This window comes from Sphingomonas sp. ID1715 (assembly GCF_013044515.1).
Lineage (GTDB): Bacteria > Pseudomonadota > Alphaproteobacteria > Sphingomonadales > Sphingomonadaceae > Sphingomonas_B.
Window position 1 is genome coordinate 1 of the sequence record NZ_JABEPR010000017.1, and the last position, 15,803, is coordinate 15,803.

Consider the following 15,803-nt stretch of genomic DNA (forward strand, 5'->3'; position numbering starts at 1 on the left):
CGAATGGCCCACCGTGTTCGGCGATCCCAAGATGACCACCGCGCTCCTTGATCGCGTCACCCACCATTGCGACATCGTCGAGACCGGCAATGACAGCTGGCGCTTCAAAAACCGCAGCTGATCGCCCCCACCGACCTCCGATTAAAAGATGCTTTGCGCTGCGCGCGCCTCCGGTCGGGCTCCGCCCTCCCTACGCCGCGCGCAGCGCAAAGGCGCGTGTCCGATCAACCTTGCGCCATCGTGAAAGGGGGTCCCTTTTGCGCGCCGATAGGGGGTCCCGTTTGCACGCCGATTGACAGCATTGAACGCAATTGCCGGATTTCCGCCTCTTTGGCTTCCAACGCAGCCTCCAGCATGATGATACGATTGAGCAACTGGTTGATCACGTTGCGCAGCTCGGCCTTACCGCTCGTGATTTGTGGTTTGGCCTTCGGCGGCTTCGGAGCTTCATCTAACAAAGCGAGAAGTTTGGAGCATCGATAGGCCGTCGCTCGACTGACCCCCGCCTCGCGGGCAACATTGGTTATGCTCAGCTTGCCATTCGTCGCGGTGCCTTTGCCGTCGCGCAAGCGGTTATAGGCGTCAAGCAGCGCGACGGTGGTTTGCGATTTTCGGGGAGGGTTCGCTTTCCTCGTCATCGTTCGACCTGTTCCAGCAACTGTCTGTAAATAACGATCTGTGCCTCAATGGCGTGTTTCTGGATCGGGCTGATGTTCTTGCTATTTTTCATGGTCTCGGCATCTGCGATGCATGATTGCAGAGCCAGCACATGCCGCCTCGCCACCACGCTGTTCGGACAACGAGCAGGCTGGCACCTCGTAAATGCCGGCTGCACCTCAGCTCCTTTCACCTTCAAGCAGAGGGCGTGGTCGGCATAGAAGAAGCAGTCGTTGATATAACCCGGATGAAGCGTGACGGCAGTGTTTGAAAGCATTTTTGCGCGGCGCCGATCATCAACGACCGTGCCGGGCAGATCACCAATCTTGCTCCTGATGCTTGTAAATTCGGCGACGAGTTTCGAGCGCATGGGGCCGCCTGGATTGATCCCTGCCTTCCAGTCCTCGTACATCTCGACGATATCGCTGAGCTGAGCGAGGCGACGTTCCTCTTCGATCTCCGAACGGAAGCCGGATTGGGAAGTGCCCGCATAGCCTTCGAACATCATGGCGCTCGCGTGCCCATATTGTATCATGCCCGCGATCACGCCGAAGGGCTGGCTGGCGATGTACCATGCAAGGGTGCGGCGGAGCTGACGCGTACGCCACCGCCAGGGTTTATCACCCTCGTCCGGGATATGATATAGTGCCAGTATGCGGTCGGCTTCGGCGGGCGCCGCCGCTGCCATTTCTTCGGCGAGCCGGCGACAATCCTTGGCGAAGTAGTTTAGGTATACGGTCGATTGATGTGCCGTAAGCTGGACATTGCCTACCCCCCGAATCAAGGCCGGTTTGAACAGGGGCTCATCATCTCGCGGCGCTTCCGTTCGATCGGCGCTGTTGTGTAGATAGTCCTGCAACCGTATTGCTGCCAATACGGCCCTGGCAACAGGCTCTATTACAGTCCAGCGATGTTCAGCGCCGTCGACGTTTTTGCGGGTTTTGAAGATTCTTCCGACGAGTTCGTAGCCCTTAACCTTCCCATGTTCGTCTCGCACGAGTCTTAGGCAACCACGCTTGAGCGCGGCCGCTTCCTCGCCTCGCATTCCGGATAATAGGCCGATTACGAGATAGCACGCGGCCATCGCCGGTATGAAGGTATAACGACTGCTGAAGCTAGGAAGATGCGACCGCCACGCAGTGTTTGTTCCTGGCATGTTGGCCCAAACACTGCTTGCGCCTGGGCGCTCGGTTCCGAGTTGCGAGATTGCCTTCTCGAGCATAGCCGAGCGTGCTTTCAGCACTTCCACGCCGAGACCGCTGGCCTTGCAGATTTCTGGCCACGCGGGTCGACCATCTTGGGTCGCCGGTACTCCAGAGCCTGATGCTTCAAGTGCATCCAAATAAGCGCGCAAGCGCTGGTCGCTTAGTTTCGGTGACACTCTTTGCCGACGCGCGGCGATGTTGACGCCAGCTATTCGATGTCGGGCGATGAGATCGTCGATCCCATGATCGACGTAGAACATGGCCCACCGCAACGCCGGCGCGCTAATGGCTTCCGGTATTCGCGGTGTGACATTTTCTCGGCCACCCCGGTATCCCGCGATCCGAGTCGCTGAACGGTTACCCCAAGGAGCTATCCCGATCCCCCGGAACGACAGGTAGGGCGTATAGAGCGCAAGTCGCCGTACGCAGAGGATCTTGTAGACAAGAGTTGCCGGTGCGAGGTGCCGCTTCGCGGACAGCCAGTGATCCAGCCAAGGCTGATCGATCTCGTGTAGTTGAAATCCGGCTTCCCGCACTTCTTGCAAAAAATACCGGATGATATTGCCGACCTGCATCAGCGAACCAGGTTTCAGGACGCCGAGGCGGCCGCGCACCTTGTCTCGGGAGTCGTAGTTCAAAGACAGGAACAGATATTCTCGTACGAGTTCCCGCTCATCAGCATCGGCGATCCGACCGAAGCAGATACAGGCTTCATGGGCCTTTTTCGGCCGCGCGATGGCACATTCGAGCAGCCACTTATCGTCCCCGACCAGAGAGATATTCTGCTGCTCACGGCCACTCACGACCATGTGGGGCGGAATCACCAATGCCGAACGGTCAATCCGCCAAGATGCTTCGGCACGTTCCAGAACCGGACGCATGCTCAGCCCCGCTGAAGATGTGGCGGCAGAGCTGGCGCCACAGCGGTATTTTCCACTGTGGACCGAGCCTGTTCGATATCGCCAGCGTCGAACACGGGGAGTATCTGTACCATAATTCGATCATGGTCGGCGCTGTAGCGCTCGTGCCACTCCGCTTCCGTCATGACGGCGCGCCGATCAGCTAGCCATGTCAGATAGGTCAGCAACGCTGGCAGCTTCCGTGCGGTGAACACAGCATTCGGGCAATGGAGGCAGCCAGTGAACGCGGTGGCGCAGGAGCCGTCGTCATTCCGCCCAAGTGGGCTCGACCAGAATCCGGAACACATGCCGAGGAACGTATCGGCATTGCCTGAGATCAACGACGCGACAGCGCCTGCGTCGAGCTTTTGGTTTCCGATCGAGAGGCCGGCTACGAGCGCGCTGGTTTCCTCCTTCGGTGGCAGGACCAACGGTATCATCGCCATGTCGAACAATTGACCTTCGGCGACCTCTACCGAGCGCGCATGCTCTTCTCGAAGCCCGTCCACCGCGGCATAATGCCGAGCGGCAACTGGCTTCGAGTGATCGCTCGCGAAGCGGCGAAGGTGGCCTGCGTGGCGCACGTAATTGTCCCGCTTCACCGTTTTTCTTAGCTGGGCGGGAACGATCTTGGTTATCGGCTTACCCGCTTCATCGACGAGGCCGAGGCTTCTGATAGCGGCGTAGAAGTTATGGGTAGAAAGGCTGAACCGCCGCCAGCTCGGCAGTCCGGCTGCAACGAAGCCGACCCACAGGTAATCCGCATTCGGGTCGCCTCGATCGGCCATTCGCTCGGCGGCGGGCCGGGATAGTTCAAGGGCAAGGCGAACGAGTCCGCCTGGCGTATTGATGCCACCGTCACGCACGCGTTCGCGCTTGATCTTGGCGCGCAGACCGCCTCGCCCCTTCGTGTATTCAATGGAGACATATCCTCTCGCGGGGTTCTTCAGGCAGTCGCGCCGCAGGGTCCGCAGGCATTCTATCGGCATTTCGACCCGGAGCGCGATGGCGATGATGAAGCAGATCGCATCAGGCAGTGTGAGAACGAGAAGATCGCTGGCGGCGGCGATGGCAACCTTGCGATATTTGAACATGTCGAACTCGCTTCGAGCGGCACGCGTGCCGTCGGCGACTTTCAGGAACACATTCTCAAAGCGGCTCCTCTCCAGCTTGTTTCGCAAAGCTTCGATCTGCTCGCGTCCCGCCACGATCCTTTCGCGTGTAGCTATCACGCTGCGATCAGCGGCCTCTTTCAGGACGCGAGCGACGAACGGTGTCAACGGTTCGCGGGGCCGTAATGCCGTTCCATTGTGACGGCTCGTGAAGTTGATCCGCGCCTTCAGATCCGGACGTAGCAGATCAGGGTTGCGTTCGTCTATCGCGCGAAGGCCGTGAACAAGGCAACGGAACCGGGAGTATTGGCCCCGAACGTCGCAAGCATCGATGTCAGCGGCCGTAATCACGCGAAGCCCCCCGTCGAGGCGCCCGCTGGAGGACAGATGTTTGCCGAGCGGGATCCAGCTCTGTCGATACTGTTCGACACTCGGGACGGCCAGGCCGGCGAACAGCTCGTTCATCATCGGCCCAAGGTACAAGGCAAGATCGCGGCCCAGACCTTCGTTCCCTACCTCGTGCAGCAACCAGGTCATTTCGCGCCCGACACCGTCACGATGATGATAGGCTAGGATTGCGTCAGCTTGCGGCTCCTCCTGCTGCGGAGGTAAATCGCTGAACGATAGGCGAGGCCGTCCCACTGCTAGAAGAAGCCCATCAGACGAGAGTCCAGCGCCTCGGCCGCCTGATCTACGAGTTCGAAGGCTTCATCGAGGTAGGTGAGGTATTTTTCAGTGGTCAGGATGCTGGCGTGACCCAGCCATCGCTGGACCCGGCGCAAGGGGTCGCTGACGACCTTCATGTAGATTTCCTCGGTTCGATCTGGGACAGATCGACCGTCGAGCCTCTTCACTTCCGCTTTGATGAGGTGCGTAAGCCAGTAGACGGCAAAGGTATGCCGGAGGGTATGAGGCGATACCTGTAGGTCCCAGCCCATGTTCTCCGATAACTTCTTGCTGGTACGCCGGAAGATCGACTGCCATGCCGCGGGGGTGAGGGCTTGGCCGTCCTGCGCCAGCCATAATGCTGCCGGCTGCGCACTTTCCAATGGCGCGCCCGACCCGGGCAGCAATAGGAGATTCCGTCGTTCGTCGATTCGCAGAGTCGCCAGCGACCGCGGGCGTTGCTCGCCCTGGATCAAAACGCGCTGCCCGCCCGCAAGTGTGCCGATGAGCGGCTGCCGCATGGTCCGGACCCCACCCGCGCGTCGCCAGCGATCGACCAACTGGCTTCGCTCCTCGCGAACATAGGCGTCGATAAAGTTACCGGCGACCCGCCTCGGGAACGGCACCGATCGAGGTTTGCGCCCTTTGGTGATTGTGGCGGGAAGGTCGATCATGGCGGTGCGACTGCCCTGGAAGACGCAGGCATTCGTTGTCGGCAGTTCTCCGATCAGAAGGCTGGCGCCTTCCTCAAGTCTGACACCCGTGGTCACGAGTAGCTCGGCGAACGCGGCATCGCGCATCGGATTCCGGCGTTGAGTGATACCGCTCGCTTGACCCTGGTCCAACAGGCCTTGGTCTCGGAACAGAATGTAATCCTCGAGCGGGATCATGCGGATCGTATCTTCGGCAACCGCGCCATCACGGCGGAATCTGGTTTTCGGCGCCACTGAAATCAGTCTCACTTCCTCGCTGGCGGCCCATTGAAAGAACCGCGTCAACGCCGCAGACGTGCGCTTCCAAGACGATCCCGATAGTCGGAGCTCGCCCGGCCCCTCGAGCCGAAGGCTGCGATATTTCCCTACATCGACACTGGATGCGTCGAGTAACGACTTTGAACGCACATCCCGCAGATAGCGGGCAAAGACCTGAAGATCCCGAGCATAGTGGCCCGCGCTGGCAAGGGACACGCCATCGGATCGCAGGAACGTGATGAACGAATTGACTTCGACAACGGGGCTTCCGTCGGAATGAAGGAGAGAAGGGAGAGTTGTTTCGGGTAAGTATTTGATTGCGTCCTGCTTTATGGCGTCATCAAGCGCAGGCCGGATCATCATCCCATCAACAAATATAGGCTCGACGCCGAGCCAAGGATCGAACGGAAAAAGATGCACTGAATCCTCGATATGTCACTGGGCGCTTCCGCTTTATTGCCCCGACCCGATCGATGATGGGGCAATATCCATAGCCCGTCAAAGAGAATGAATCGTCTCAATGGCGACATAATTCATCTGCGGCGCCATGAAGCCGGACGAGGTTCGGGCGCTACCGGCCTGGTGCCTTCGGCTCATCGTCCTGGTCGAAGCCCGCGCGGCCCCGCGCCTGCGTACCGTCGAAGGCCTGTGGCGCCGGTCTACCTCGACCAGACCCGGCCGAATGACCGACTTCATCCGCGCCGAGGAGCTGCTCCCCGCAGCCGACATCGACGCGATCATCCGCGATGCGCCCGCCGACCTCATCCGCTTTCAGGACGTCGCCGCGCATGTCCCGCTCCCCGAACGACCGGCAATGGCGGAGTGGCTCGACACCTTCAACGCCGGCTTGCTGGAGGCCGCATGACAATTCCCGCCACCGAACGGATCGCCCGTCTCAACGATCGCTGCCGGCAGGGCCTCGATGCCCATGCCCGCATCATGGTCACCCGCAATTGCCTTGCCCGGCTGTCCGGCGAGGGCGAAGGCATCGCCGAGGTGCTCGCGCAGGCCGAACTGCTCGCGGCGGTCCGCCGCTATGCGTTCAAGCCCGGCGACGGGCCCGAGCGCGATTTCGGCGCCTTCGACCTGCAGGGGCAGAGGGTCCTCTTCAAGATCGATTATTATGACATGGCGCTCGAGTTCGGCTCCGACGACCCGGCGGACGCCTCGATCACGCGGCGCGTCCTCACCGTCATGCTCGCCGAGGACTACTGAGCGCCAGCGAGCCCTCAAGCCCCATTCCCCATGAAAATCAGCGCATCGGCTCGCCGGCCCTCCGGGCAGCGAGAGGGGAGGGGGAGGGCGAGCTTCAGGCTCGCCGACCGAGAGCGCGCGGGCTCGATGGACCCTGCCTTCCCCAATCCCCGAGGAGACCAGCCTTGACCCCTGCCGAACCGATCCGCGCCACGCTGCCGCTCTCCCTCATCACCAAGGGCGACAATCCGCGCCGCTATTTCGACCGCAAGAAGCATGACGAGCTTGTCGCCTCGATCCGCCTGCGCGGAATCCTGCAGCCCATCCTCCTGCGTCCCAAGGGCGAGGTCTATGCGATCGTCGCCGGCGAGCGCCGCTACCGCGCCGGTCTGGAAGCCTACGGCCCCGATGGCGAAGTGCCTGTCATCATCCGCGAGATGACGGACCAGGAGGCGCTGGACGCCGCGATCGCCGAGAATGACGACCGCGACGATCCGTCGGAAACCGAGCAGGCTGACGCCGCCGTCCGCTATCTCGCGGCCTGCCAGAACGATCGCGCCGAGGCCGCCCGACGGCTTGGCTGGTCCCGGGCGAAGCTCGATCGGCGCCTGGCGCTCGCCGAGCTTTCCGATGCCGTGAAGCTCGCGCTCGACGAACGCCGGATCAAGGTCGGCCATGCCGAGCTGCTGGCGGCCGTACCCGGCGACAAGCAGGACAAGGCCCTCGAGACCATTCTCGCCGCCGGGCTGGACGTCGGCAAGACTCGCGAATTGCTGATGCGGGTGACGCAGAACCTCGCCGCTGCCTGCTTCGACAAGACCGAGTGCACCACCTGTCCGTTCAACTCGGCCTCCCAGCGAACCCTGTTCGAGACCCACGTCGACGACGGACACTGCACCAATCCCGGTTGCTTCGAACTGAAGACCCAGACCGCCGAGGCGATCCGCTTCGAGGAGCAGGAGCGTGCCGAGAAGGCGGAACGGGCTGCAGCTCCGCCCTCCACTGACGATGCGCAGGATGACGAGCGCGATGACGACGAGGATGACGTCCTCGACGACACCGAAGGCGGATCTGATGCGAACCCGGGCGATCGCACTGAAGCTCCCACCCGCGCCGAACCGCGCGCCCCGGCTCCGCAGACCCCGCTCCCTTCGACGAGCGGCGGCTCCGCCGCGCACAAGCCGACTGTCACGGTCAAATCGATCGCAGGCCGTACCAGCGACCTGCGCGAGGCGAAGTGGCGCACCGCCGTCGCCCGGGCGCTCGCGGCCGATGCCGTCCAGGCCCACACCGCCATTCTCGTCGCCGCCATGTCGGGCACGCTTCCCCAGATCAAGGCCGAAACGCTGAAGGCGCGTGCCGGCATCCTGGTCGGCGCCACCTTCCCGGATCTTCCCTATGGCGACAAGATCGCGGAGATCCGCGCCCTTTCGGAGCCGCAGGCGGCCAATGTGCTGTCCGCCGTCGGCGCCGCCTATGCCAAGGACGTGCTCACCTTCGGGCATGTCGCCGACCTCGCCCGGGCCTTCGCGGTCGACCTGCGCGACGTCTGGCAGGTCGATAAGGCCTTCCTCGAGCGATACACCAAGGATGAACTCAAGTTCATCGCCCAGGAATGCGGCCTCGTCGCACACATGGGCGAAAAGGGCTTCGCCAAGCTCCTCACCGCCAAGAAGGCCGACCTCATCGCCGGCATGCTGGGCCGGCCCGGCTTCGACTGGGCCGGACGCCTCCCCAGTTCGATGACGCTCGACGGCCAATACGGACCGCCGCCGGTGAAGGCCGCGCCGCCGACCGAAGCCGCGATCACGGAACTCGCCGCCTGACCCCCCGAACACTCACATAGAAGGAAGCGCCCCCATGCTGATTACCAACCTGCTCCCGCTGCTCGCGCGCTACTCGCTCGGCTTCGATCTCGTCGCCGGCCCGGACGATACCGTCACCCTGACCGTGATCCCCCGCAGGCAGGAAGGCGCCGCGCACAAGCTCGAGACCGGCGAAACCCGCCCGATCTCGCTCACCGCCAGCGCCGCGGAAATCGACGCCGAACTAGCCAAGGGCGAAGACGGTGCGCTCGGCCAGCTCATCGCCGCTCGCAAGACGCTCGCCGACCAGCTCGAGGAGCAACGCCAGGCAGCCGAAGCGGCCCGCACCGCCGCCGCCGAAGCCGCGAAGGCCAAGGCGGCAACGCCGAAGACGCCCGCGCCCACGAGTCCCGCAAAAGCTGCGAACCCCGCCGCTCCGCCAGCCGACGCCAAGGCGGACGAACCGGCCAGCCTCTGGGACTGACCTTCATCGACTTGCCCAACATCTCAATTCGAGAGGCCCATCATGCAGATCAACCTCCTGACCCGCACTTACCGATACGACGGCATCGACCTCCCGGTCCCGCCGCATCTCGCGGAAGAACCGGCAGCGTTGCGCTCCTACCATGCGACACTCTTCCCGGCGATTCTCAACGCCGAGATCGTCGATGCCGGCGTGTCGGGCAACGCCCACCTCATCGAATATCGGCGCGCCGTCGGCACCAAGGGCTGAACATGCCGCCCGCCCAGAGCGCGGCCATTCCGGCCGCTCCGCGCAAGACGCTCCTCGAATGGATCGAGCACGACGATGGCAACACGACCGGCTTCCCCCAGCCTCCCTGCAGCGCCCAGGCCCAGGCCCTCCACGCGCGGATCCTCCTCGACCCTGCCAATCACAAAGGCGAAGCGGCGGAGCCGCTTCAGCCCCCCGCCGGCCTCAGGCCCGCCCCACTCGGTTGATCTCGCGGGGCGGTCGGTCGCGCTGTCCGTCGACATCCCCGCCACTTTCGATCAGCCGCTCAGCAATCACCACAAGCTGATGGGCCGCTGGGTGTCCGCGCGGGAAGCAACCTCCAAGCGGTACACGCGCGTCGGCGCCCGCAAGCGCATCGAGCAGGTCTTCAATGCCGCGGTTCTCGAAATCCTGGAGCCGATCGAGCTTGTCGATCTGCGGGTCGCCGTCCTCGTCGGCGAAGACGATAATCCGCCCGCGATCGCCCTTGTCTGCGAGACCCTGGGCCAACTGGATCTTGGCTGGATCGAAACCGGCGACGCTCCCATCCCCTGGCGCGCCGCCGCCTATGCGGCCCTCGGGGAGACGCTCGGCACCGCCCTTCCGGTCTTCGGCTACCAAGACCTCTTCGACGAAATCTCGATGTATTATTGGGACGGCGAGATCGACGACGAGAGCGCGCGCCGGAGCTTGGCCGCCTATCAGGGTCTCAGCGCCGAAGAGATCGAGGAACAGACGCTCCCCTCGGAAATGAACGCGCGCCGTCCCGACTGGATGATCGGCGCGAACGCAGCGAAGCCCGCATGCCTCCCGAAAGAGCTGGCGCAGGCGCTGCACCGGCTTCGCGACGCGCATAAGGCGCTCGAACACCTCGCCTCGGACCGCAATGCCTGGCACTTCGATAGCGACGCCCTCTACGAATATGTGCCGGGCATCGAGGAATGCTCGTCCCTTCCGCCCTTGACGCTCGTTCCGTTCGAAGAGTTCGCCCGCGAACTCGACGATGTCGCGCGCCACGGCATGGAAATGGGCTTCATGGATTTCTGCGGCCTCTGCCCGCTGCCCGAAGTGAGCCGGATCGACGCCTGGTTCGCGAGCCTCAGGCTCGGCGTCCAGTTCCTGCTCGCGGCTCAGGATCTCGTCCGTCTCGACCCACCCAATCCGTGAGGCCCCCATGTCCGATCACAGCAGCCACTTCGAAGCCACCGGCGGCGGTCTCGTCCTGACCAACGCCATCCTGCTCTATCAGGCCGGAACGTCCCGGACCCCAAACGCCTATGGCGCGCCCAGGAACGACGTGGCGGCGTTCGCCAGCATGCACGCCGTCGAGCTCGATGGAGACGGCCGCCCCACGATCGCTGCGGGCATTCCCTTGTCGCGTGCGCAGCTGCGCCAGTGGACCGAGGCGCTGGGCCGCACGGCTATCCCCGAGATATTGCCCGACACCGTCCTGGTCTCCCATCCCGATGTTCTCGCATGGTGGACGCCGGCACAGGTTCGCCCCGCCTATTTCGCGCTCTCATCGCCGCCCGACGGTCTTCGAGCGCTGGCGCGGCGCACCACGGTCGCGGTGCCCTATCCCGCGCATCTGTTCATTGCCACGCGCGCGGGTCTCGGGGTCTACGCGCTGCCGGCCAGCGAGCGCCCCGTGGCTGACACGCCGGTGCTGCACTCGCCCATTCTCAATGTCTTCATCGAAGGGCGGCTCTGCTGGGGCAATATCCCGAGGCCGAAAACCCTCGGCGTTGCCGCAATCCCGGAGTTCGAACGGGCCGTGTTCGACTCCTGGTCGACGCACCCCAATCCCGGACAGGAATGGACGGTGACCGGCAAGGGCGGCCTCGTCAGACTCTGGGACGATCTCGCCGCGCGCGGGGCCAGTCGTTTCCCGGTCCGACGCCTCAGGCCCTTCAATCCCGCCGCCCGTCTGCGACAGGCGCGCCCGCCGGCCGACGCGATCACGGTCGGCCGACTGATTTCAGCGGCTGCCGGGAGATGACCATGCTCGCCGATGATCCGACCGCGGCCGCGCTGCTCGCCGCCGTTCCCTGCTATCCTGTTCCGCCCATAGGCCGATCGCCTGGGCTCGATGCGCTTCGCAGCAGTCGGGCCGGACACGGGCTCGCCGTGGGGGCCGATGGGGCGATGCTCATATTGCGTCGTCCCTGGCTGGCGCTTGATGCGCCTCTGTCGCCGCCATTCGCAGCCCATCTCCCCTATGGCAGCATGGGCGACCCCCAGGCCGAATTGCGCTGCGGCCGGGTCCCGGGTGAGCATCTCGCGGCCGTCCTGGACCATTTCCGTGCCGCCCTGCCCAACGAGGCAGCCGCCTTCATCCTGTGGAACGAGGCGACGGCCGAATTCACCGTGCATTTTCCGCAGATCGATGAAGCGACGCCGACGCGCCTCGTCTACCGGCCCCCGGCCTGCGAGCCTAGTTGGCATGTCGTCTGCGACATGCACAGTCACGGGCGCGGTCCGGCCTATTTCAGCGCGACCGACGATGCTGACGATGCCCATGCCACCAAGATTTCACTCGTCGTCGGCCGGCTCGACCACCCGGCGGGTCCGGTCATGGCCGCCAGGCTCTGCGCCGGAGGGATGTTCCTGGCCGTGCCGCGCAGCCCATTTTCGGGAGATTCCCCATGCAGCCTGACAAGCTCCAGCGCCACTTCCTTCCCGCCACCTTCGACAATCGCGGGATCCGCATCCTCCTCGTGGGATGCGGTGGAAACGGCGCTCAGATGCTAATGGGCCTTGCCTCGCTCGACACGGCTCTCCGCGCGATCTCCTCGCGTTCGCTCGCGGTCACCGTGGTCGACGACGACATTGTGACCGAGGCCAATCTCGGTCGCCAGCCCTTCTATCGCTGCGATCTCGGCAACTCCAAGGCGCGCACGCTAACCGAGCGGATCAACCTTGCCCACGGCCTGGGCTGGAAAGCCGTTCATGGCCGAGCGCCCGATGCCGTCGATACGGAAGGGACCGACATCCTCATCACGTGCGTCGACACGGCTTCGGCGCGCCGGGCACTCGGCGCGGCGCTTAGCGACGGCAGGGTCGTGCCGACCTATTGGATGGACCTCGGCAATCGCGCCAGCGACGGACAATATCTGATCGGTTGCCCATGCCGTCCGAAGGGCAACGTCAAGGCGCGCCTGCCAACTGTCCTCGAGGCCTTTCCCGAGCTGGCCGACGAAACCCTGGCCGAGGACGATGCCCCGTCCTGCTCGGTCGCCGAGGCGCTCGAACGTCAGTCCCTGTTCGTCAATCGGGTGCTGGCGAGCCACGCGCTCGCACTGCTGTTCGACCTTCTCGGCCGCGGGTCGATCGGGCACGCCGGCGCTTTCATCAACCTCGCCAGTGGCCAAGCCGTCCCGATCCCTTTGCCGCGCGGTGACTGAACCCCTGCCGGCCACTCCACCACTTTCCGTGCCCATCCAACCCCGGTGGCCTGCGCCCCGGGGCATGAGGAGATTTTGTCATGACCGTCATCGGACATAACCGCATCCGCCGCGTCGATAGCTTCGATGGCTATGAGGTTCTCGCCCATCCCCTGGCGAACCGCGAGGACCGCGTCTTCCATCGCGGCGAGGGCGGGGCGTCCCAGGTCGGGGTAACCTACGGGTCGCATGACATCCAGATCGCGCGGCCGACCGGTCCCGGAAACAAGGGCCTCCTGGCCATCCTGATGCACCACGGCGGGGGCCGCCATATCCTCGAATTCTACGAGAGCGCGCTGCCGATCAGCGCGACACTGCTCAGCCTGCCGGAGCGCGCGCAATACGCGCTGGCCTACACGATGTTCAAACAGGCCGACGAGTGCGCCATCGCCGCCCGCGTGGACGAAGCCGACCGCTGGGCCAAGGCCTTCGTCGATGGCCGCATCCGCAAGCGCCGCCGGGCCGGCAAGCGCTATGTCCACATCGAGACACCGGCCGAGAAGGAGCGCCGTTGCGCCTGACAGCCGCGCCACCGCCGCCCGTGGACGCGCAGCCCCGAGCGAAAGGAGAGAAGGGCGGGGAGGGGGCCATTCGCTCTTGCCGAGGAGACCCCGATGCCCCTTCCCACCGTCGTCCACAGCCAGGTCGATCCCGCAGCGATCACCAAGGTGACGAGGCTGTTCAATAATACGCTCGGTTCCATACTGACCGAGCTCATCCAGAATGCGCGCCGCGCCGGCGCGACGACCGTCGACCTCGATGTCGCCGAAGCCGACGATCGGCAGTGGCTCGTCATCGCCGACGACGGCGCGGGGATCGCCGATCCCGCGGTCATTCTCGCGCTCGGGCGCTCGGGATGGGATGAGGATATCGCGGCCCGTGAAGATCCTGCCGGCATGGGCGTGTTCAGCCTTGCCGGGCGCCATGTCGAAATCCGGTCCCGTCCGCGCGCCGGCGGAGACGCCTGGCGGATCTCGATCGCGCCCGGCGATTGGGAAACGGGCGGTCCTATCCCGGTCTATCGCTGCGATCATCGCTTCGGCACCGAGATCCGTCTCCCACTCCAGGATGACTGGGCGAAATCCCTGGAGGCCAGCGCGAACGCGGCCGCACGCTATTGTCCGACGCCGATCCGATTCAACGGCGCGCCGCTTGCCCAATCGGACTGGCTCGCCGACGCCCTGGTCACGGTTGAGACCGGCGGCGTGCGCATCGGCCTCTATAACGGGGCGCGCTCCACTCACTACCAGCCGCGCATCAACTTCCACGGCCTCACCGTCCCCTGCGCCTTGCCCTCGATTGACGAGAAGGATCGCAGCTGGTGGGCGCGCGTCGACATCATCGATGCCCCAGCGCTACAGCTTGTGCTGCCAGCCCGGACCGAAATGGTCGAGAGCGCCGCGCTCGAAGCGCTCCGCGACTTGGTCCGCAAGACCATCTTCCGCCACATCGCATCTCTCGGCAGCCACCGCCTGTCCTTCGCCCAATGGACCGAGGCCCGGAATCTCGGCATCGATCTTCCCGAGGCGACGGCGCTCCTGCGAGGCTGGACCCCGGCGACGGCCGATCTCAACAGCGGACGCGAGGGTTCCGGCCTGATCCCGGCGGACAATCTCGTCCTCATGGAGAATTTCGGCGCGCCGCTCGAACAATGCGCGGCATTCGCGCTCGCCCGCGACGGCCGCCTCCAAGGTTCCCTCGCCGATCCGGACGACGCGATGGCGGGATATGGCTGGTACGATGCACTCCCCCGGATCACAGCGCTTCGGTTCGAGATCGAACGCGACGGCGCCCGCCATCTGTTCGACAGCGAGACCCTGTCCGGGCTCGAATGCGGGACGGTCGACCGCCTCGATCTCGTGGTCGAGATCGGGGGCGCCAGAACCGAGACGCTGACCGTCGCGGCTCCCGTCGTCATCGAGTATGACGACGCGCATCATTGGGGTTTCGAGGAAGCGAACGTCCTTCTCGCCGCGCGCGGCGCGATATCCCCGGACGAGCTGGTCGACCTGCTCGAGGCTTCATGCTTCTGCGCGAGCGACGATCGCGACGCCGATAGCTGGGAGACGCAGAACGATCGCTTCCTGCTCGATGCCAGAGAAATGGCCACCCGACTGTTGCTTGGAGACGACGCGGCGCTGGTGGAGCGGCTCCGGGCGATCATCGCCTACCGCGCCCAATGGTTCGTTCCCGAAGGGCGCCAGTTCTCAGCGATCATCGGCAGGAACGCCATCGATGTCCGCATCGAAACCGTCCCGGCGTCGCCGGCATCCTGATCAATCTCGAAGGGACCAATCCCATGCGACCCATCAGAGCCGCGAAGCGGGCAGACCGCGACGCCGTGTGGGAGGCGATTGACCAGCTTCGCAGCGCGCGGCACCTTCTTGCCCAGAGCGGCGCCCCGCGCGCCGCCGCCGCGGTCCGCAAGGCGCTGCGCAGCGCCGAGGGCGCGGCCCGCCACGTCGATCATCGCATTCGTCGGAGCCAGACATGAGCCGCTACGAACTGAAACCGAGACCGGGGAATGGGGTCATCAAGGCGGTGGTTGGCTGGGACAGACCCCTTCAGACCTTCTTCGCCCAGATATTCACGCCGACCGATGAGGAACCCGAAGAAGGCGAGGCGACGATCTGGCTTGGCACCGAGCCGGGCGAGCTGCTCAGCCCCGAGATCGCCATCAGGGTGGTCGAAGCTTATGCCGATATTCCCGAGACGCTGGCTGCCGATCTCGCGGCGGACATGAACGCCACGGTCGGCGTCAAGGACGGCCTGCATCAGGCAGCGGCCAAGAGGCGTCTCTTCGGCTCGATAAACTAACACCAGCGCCCAACGCGTTTCGACCCGAGGCCGCTTTTGCGGCGCTCGGATGGGCGCTTGCGCGCCTGCTCGGCCGAACGGCCGAGGAGGGGAGTGGGGAAGGAGGAAGGTGGCTCGGACACGGTGTTCGAGACCGCTTTCAGGAGACTTTCCCATGAACATCGGTTCGATCAAGCAGAATGACGCCGGCATTTTCGTCGGCAAGATCGCGACGCTGGCGATCGCCATGACGGTTGCGCTGCGCGAGGTGCACTCGGCCAATCCCAAGGCGCCCAAGTTCGAGGTTCTGGCGCTGTCGGCG

The 15,803-nt window shown here is 64.4% G+C and carries 19 protein-coding genes and 1 pseudogene; 16 read left to right on the plus strand and 4 right to left on the minus strand.

Going from position 1 to position 15,803, the window contains the following annotated elements; genetic code table 11:
• Nucleotides 1-121, plus strand: a 121-nt coding sequence (locus HJG53_RS17890; protein ID WP_171129749.1) for an ATP-binding protein, incomplete at its 5' end; no start/stop codon positions are given.
• Nucleotides 122-224: 103 nt separating this feature from the next.
• Here the strand turns inward: HJG53_RS17890 and HJG53_RS17895 are convergent.
• The 4 genes from HJG53_RS17895 to HJG53_RS17910 all read right to left on the minus strand — a co-directional run bounded on the left by HJG53_RS17895 (nucleotide 225) and on the right by HJG53_RS17910 (nucleotide 5,930).
• Nucleotides 225-638, minus strand: coding sequence for a TetR/AcrR family transcriptional regulator (locus tag HJG53_RS17895; RefSeq protein WP_171132731.1), 414 nt, complete (start codon nucleotides 636-638; stop codon nucleotides 225-227).
• Nucleotides 635-2,743, minus strand: a complete 2,109-nt coding sequence (locus tag HJG53_RS17900; RefSeq protein WP_171132733.1) for a hypothetical protein — start codon at nucleotides 2,741-2,743, stop codon at nucleotides 635-637. The genes HJG53_RS17895 and HJG53_RS17900 overlap by 4 nt, the downstream gene beginning before the upstream one ends.
• A gap of 2 nt (nucleotides 2,744-2,745) precedes the next feature.
• Nucleotides 2,746-4,410, minus strand: a complete 1,665-nt coding sequence (locus HJG53_RS17905; RefSeq protein WP_160987143.1) for a hypothetical protein — start codon at nucleotides 4,408-4,410, stop codon at nucleotides 2,746-2,748.
• A gap of 107 nt (nucleotides 4,411-4,517) precedes the next feature.
• On the minus strand, nucleotides 4,518-5,930 hold the full coding sequence (locus tag HJG53_RS17910; RefSeq protein WP_062069127.1) for a site-specific integrase: 1,413 nt from the start codon (nucleotides 5,928-5,930) through the stop codon (nucleotides 4,518-4,520).
• A 103-nt stretch (nucleotides 5,931-6,033) separates the two neighbouring features.
• Between HJG53_RS17910 and HJG53_RS17915 the strand changes: the two are divergent.
• The 15 genes and pseudogenes from HJG53_RS17915 to HJG53_RS17980 form a co-directional block, all read left to right on the plus strand.
• Nucleotides 6,034-6,375: pseudogene (locus HJG53_RS17915) on the plus strand (hypothetical protein); the annotation flags it as partial.
• Nucleotides 6,372-6,725: a DUF3768 domain-containing protein gene (locus HJG53_RS17920; RefSeq protein WP_019054423.1), complete on the plus strand. Its 354-nt coding sequence runs from the start codon at nucleotides 6,372-6,374 to the stop codon at nucleotides 6,723-6,725. The pseudogene HJG53_RS17915 and the gene HJG53_RS17920, both read left to right, overlap by 4 nt.
• 164 nt (nucleotides 6,726-6,889) lie before the next feature.
• Nucleotides 6,890-8,530: a PRTRC system ParB family protein gene (locus tag HJG53_RS17925; RefSeq protein ID WP_019054424.1), complete on the plus strand. Its 1,641-nt coding sequence runs from the start codon at nucleotides 6,890-6,892 to the stop codon at nucleotides 8,528-8,530.
• A gap of 34 nt (nucleotides 8,531-8,564) precedes the next feature.
• The gene (locus HJG53_RS17930) at nucleotides 8,565-8,993 is read left to right on the plus strand and encodes a PRTRC system protein E (RefSeq protein WP_019054425.1); all 429 of its coding nucleotides are present in this window, start codon (nucleotides 8,565-8,567) and stop codon (nucleotides 8,991-8,993) included.
• A 42-nt stretch (nucleotides 8,994-9,035) separates the two neighbouring features.
• The gene (locus HJG53_RS17935) at nucleotides 9,036-9,242 is read left to right on the plus strand and encodes a PRTRC system protein C (RefSeq protein ID WP_019054426.1); all 207 of its coding nucleotides are present in this window, start codon (nucleotides 9,036-9,038) and stop codon (nucleotides 9,240-9,242) included.
• A 2-nt stretch (nucleotides 9,243-9,244) separates the two neighbouring features.
• Nucleotides 9,245-9,469, plus strand: coding sequence for a hypothetical protein (locus tag HJG53_RS18930; RefSeq protein ID WP_254447862.1), 225 nt, complete (start codon nucleotides 9,245-9,247; stop codon nucleotides 9,467-9,469).
• Between the two features lie 79 nt (nucleotides 9,470-9,548).
• A complete protein-coding gene (locus HJG53_RS17940) occupies nucleotides 9,549-10,409 on the plus strand; it encodes a hypothetical protein (protein ID WP_019054428.1) in 861 nt (286 codons plus the stop codon).
• Between the two features lie 7 nt (nucleotides 10,410-10,416).
• The gene (locus HJG53_RS17945; RefSeq protein WP_019054429.1) at nucleotides 10,417-11,241 is read left to right on the plus strand and encodes a PRTRC system protein B; all 825 of its coding nucleotides are present in this window, start codon (nucleotides 10,417-10,419) and stop codon (nucleotides 11,239-11,241) included.
• Nucleotides 11,238-11,993 (plus strand): PRTRC system protein A, encoded by a 756-nt coding sequence (locus HJG53_RS17950; protein ID WP_019054430.1) that lies wholly within the window; start codon nucleotides 11,238-11,240, stop codon nucleotides 11,991-11,993. Before HJG53_RS17945 ends, HJG53_RS17950 begins: the two co-directional genes overlap by 4 nt.
• The gene (locus HJG53_RS17955) at nucleotides 11,888-12,646 is read left to right on the plus strand and encodes a PRTRC system ThiF family protein (protein WP_026149972.1); all 759 of its coding nucleotides are present in this window, start codon (nucleotides 11,888-11,890) and stop codon (nucleotides 12,644-12,646) included. The genes HJG53_RS17950 and HJG53_RS17955 overlap by 106 nt, the downstream gene beginning before the upstream one ends.
• 80 nt (nucleotides 12,647-12,726) lie before the next feature.
• Nucleotides 12,727-13,206: a hypothetical protein gene (locus HJG53_RS17960; RefSeq protein ID WP_019054432.1), complete on the plus strand. Its 480-nt coding sequence runs from the start codon at nucleotides 12,727-12,729 to the stop codon at nucleotides 13,204-13,206.
• A gap of 93 nt (nucleotides 13,207-13,299) precedes the next feature.
• On the plus strand, nucleotides 13,300-14,961 hold the full coding sequence (locus tag HJG53_RS17965; RefSeq protein ID WP_019054433.1) for an ATP-binding protein: 1,662 nt from the start codon (nucleotides 13,300-13,302) through the stop codon (nucleotides 14,959-14,961).
• A 23-nt stretch (nucleotides 14,962-14,984) separates the two neighbouring features.
• A complete protein-coding gene (locus tag HJG53_RS17970) occupies nucleotides 14,985-15,179 on the plus strand; it encodes a hypothetical protein (RefSeq protein WP_019054434.1) in 195 nt (64 codons plus the stop codon).
• The gene (locus HJG53_RS17975) at nucleotides 15,176-15,502 is read left to right on the plus strand and encodes a hypothetical protein (protein WP_019054435.1); all 327 of its coding nucleotides are present in this window, start codon (nucleotides 15,176-15,178) and stop codon (nucleotides 15,500-15,502) included. Before HJG53_RS17970 ends, HJG53_RS17975 begins: the two co-directional genes overlap by 4 nt.
• A 154-nt stretch (nucleotides 15,503-15,656) precedes the next feature.
• On the plus strand, nucleotides 15,657-15,803 hold a 147-nt coding region (locus HJG53_RS17980; RefSeq protein ID WP_171132737.1), incomplete at its 3' end, for a DUF736 family protein.

What these genes read in the sequence shown, in the direction of transcription:
- HJG53_RS17895 (WP_171132731.1), bottom strand. Translation starts at nt 638, where the DNA reads ATGACGAGGAAAGCGAACCCTCCCCGAAAATCGCAAACCACCGTCGCG.
- HJG53_RS17900 (WP_171132733.1), bottom strand. Translation starts at nt 2,743, where the DNA reads ATGCGTCCGGTTCTGGAACGTGCCGAAGCATCTTGGCGGATTGACCGT.
- HJG53_RS17905 (WP_160987143.1), bottom strand. Translation starts at nt 4,410, where the DNA reads ATGACCTGGTTGCTGCACGAGGTAGGGAACGAAGGTCTGGGCCGCGAT.
- HJG53_RS17920 (WP_019054423.1), top strand. Translation starts at nt 6,372, where the DNA reads ATGACAATTCCCGCCACCGAACGGATCGCCCGTCTCAACGATCGCTGC.
- HJG53_RS17930 (WP_019054425.1), top strand. Translation starts at nt 8,565, where the DNA reads ATGCTGATTACCAACCTGCTCCCGCTGCTCGCGCGCTACTCGCTCGGC.
- HJG53_RS17935 (WP_019054426.1), top strand. Translation starts at nt 9,036, where the DNA reads ATGCAGATCAACCTCCTGACCCGCACTTACCGATACGACGGCATCGAC.
- HJG53_RS18930 (WP_254447862.1), top strand. Translation starts at nt 9,245, where the DNA reads ATGCCGCCCGCCCAGAGCGCGGCCATTCCGGCCGCTCCGCGCAAGACG.
- HJG53_RS17940 (WP_019054428.1), top strand. Translation starts at nt 9,549, where the DNA reads ATGGGCCGCTGGGTGTCCGCGCGGGAAGCAACCTCCAAGCGGTACACG.
- HJG53_RS17945 (WP_019054429.1), top strand. Translation starts at nt 10,417, where the DNA reads ATGTCCGATCACAGCAGCCACTTCGAAGCCACCGGCGGCGGTCTCGTC.
- HJG53_RS17950 (WP_019054430.1), top strand. Translation starts at nt 11,238, where the DNA reads ATGACCATGCTCGCCGATGATCCGACCGCGGCCGCGCTGCTCGCCGCC.
- HJG53_RS17955 (WP_026149972.1), top strand. Translation starts at nt 11,888, where the DNA reads ATGCAGCCTGACAAGCTCCAGCGCCACTTCCTTCCCGCCACCTTCGAC.
- HJG53_RS17960 (WP_019054432.1), top strand. Translation starts at nt 12,727, where the DNA reads ATGACCGTCATCGGACATAACCGCATCCGCCGCGTCGATAGCTTCGAT.
- HJG53_RS17965 (WP_019054433.1), top strand. Translation starts at nt 13,300, where the DNA reads ATGCCCCTTCCCACCGTCGTCCACAGCCAGGTCGATCCCGCAGCGATC.
- HJG53_RS17970 (WP_019054434.1), top strand. Translation starts at nt 14,985, where the DNA reads ATGCGACCCATCAGAGCCGCGAAGCGGGCAGACCGCGACGCCGTGTGG.
- HJG53_RS17975 (WP_019054435.1), top strand. Translation starts at nt 15,176, where the DNA reads ATGAGCCGCTACGAACTGAAACCGAGACCGGGGAATGGGGTCATCAAG.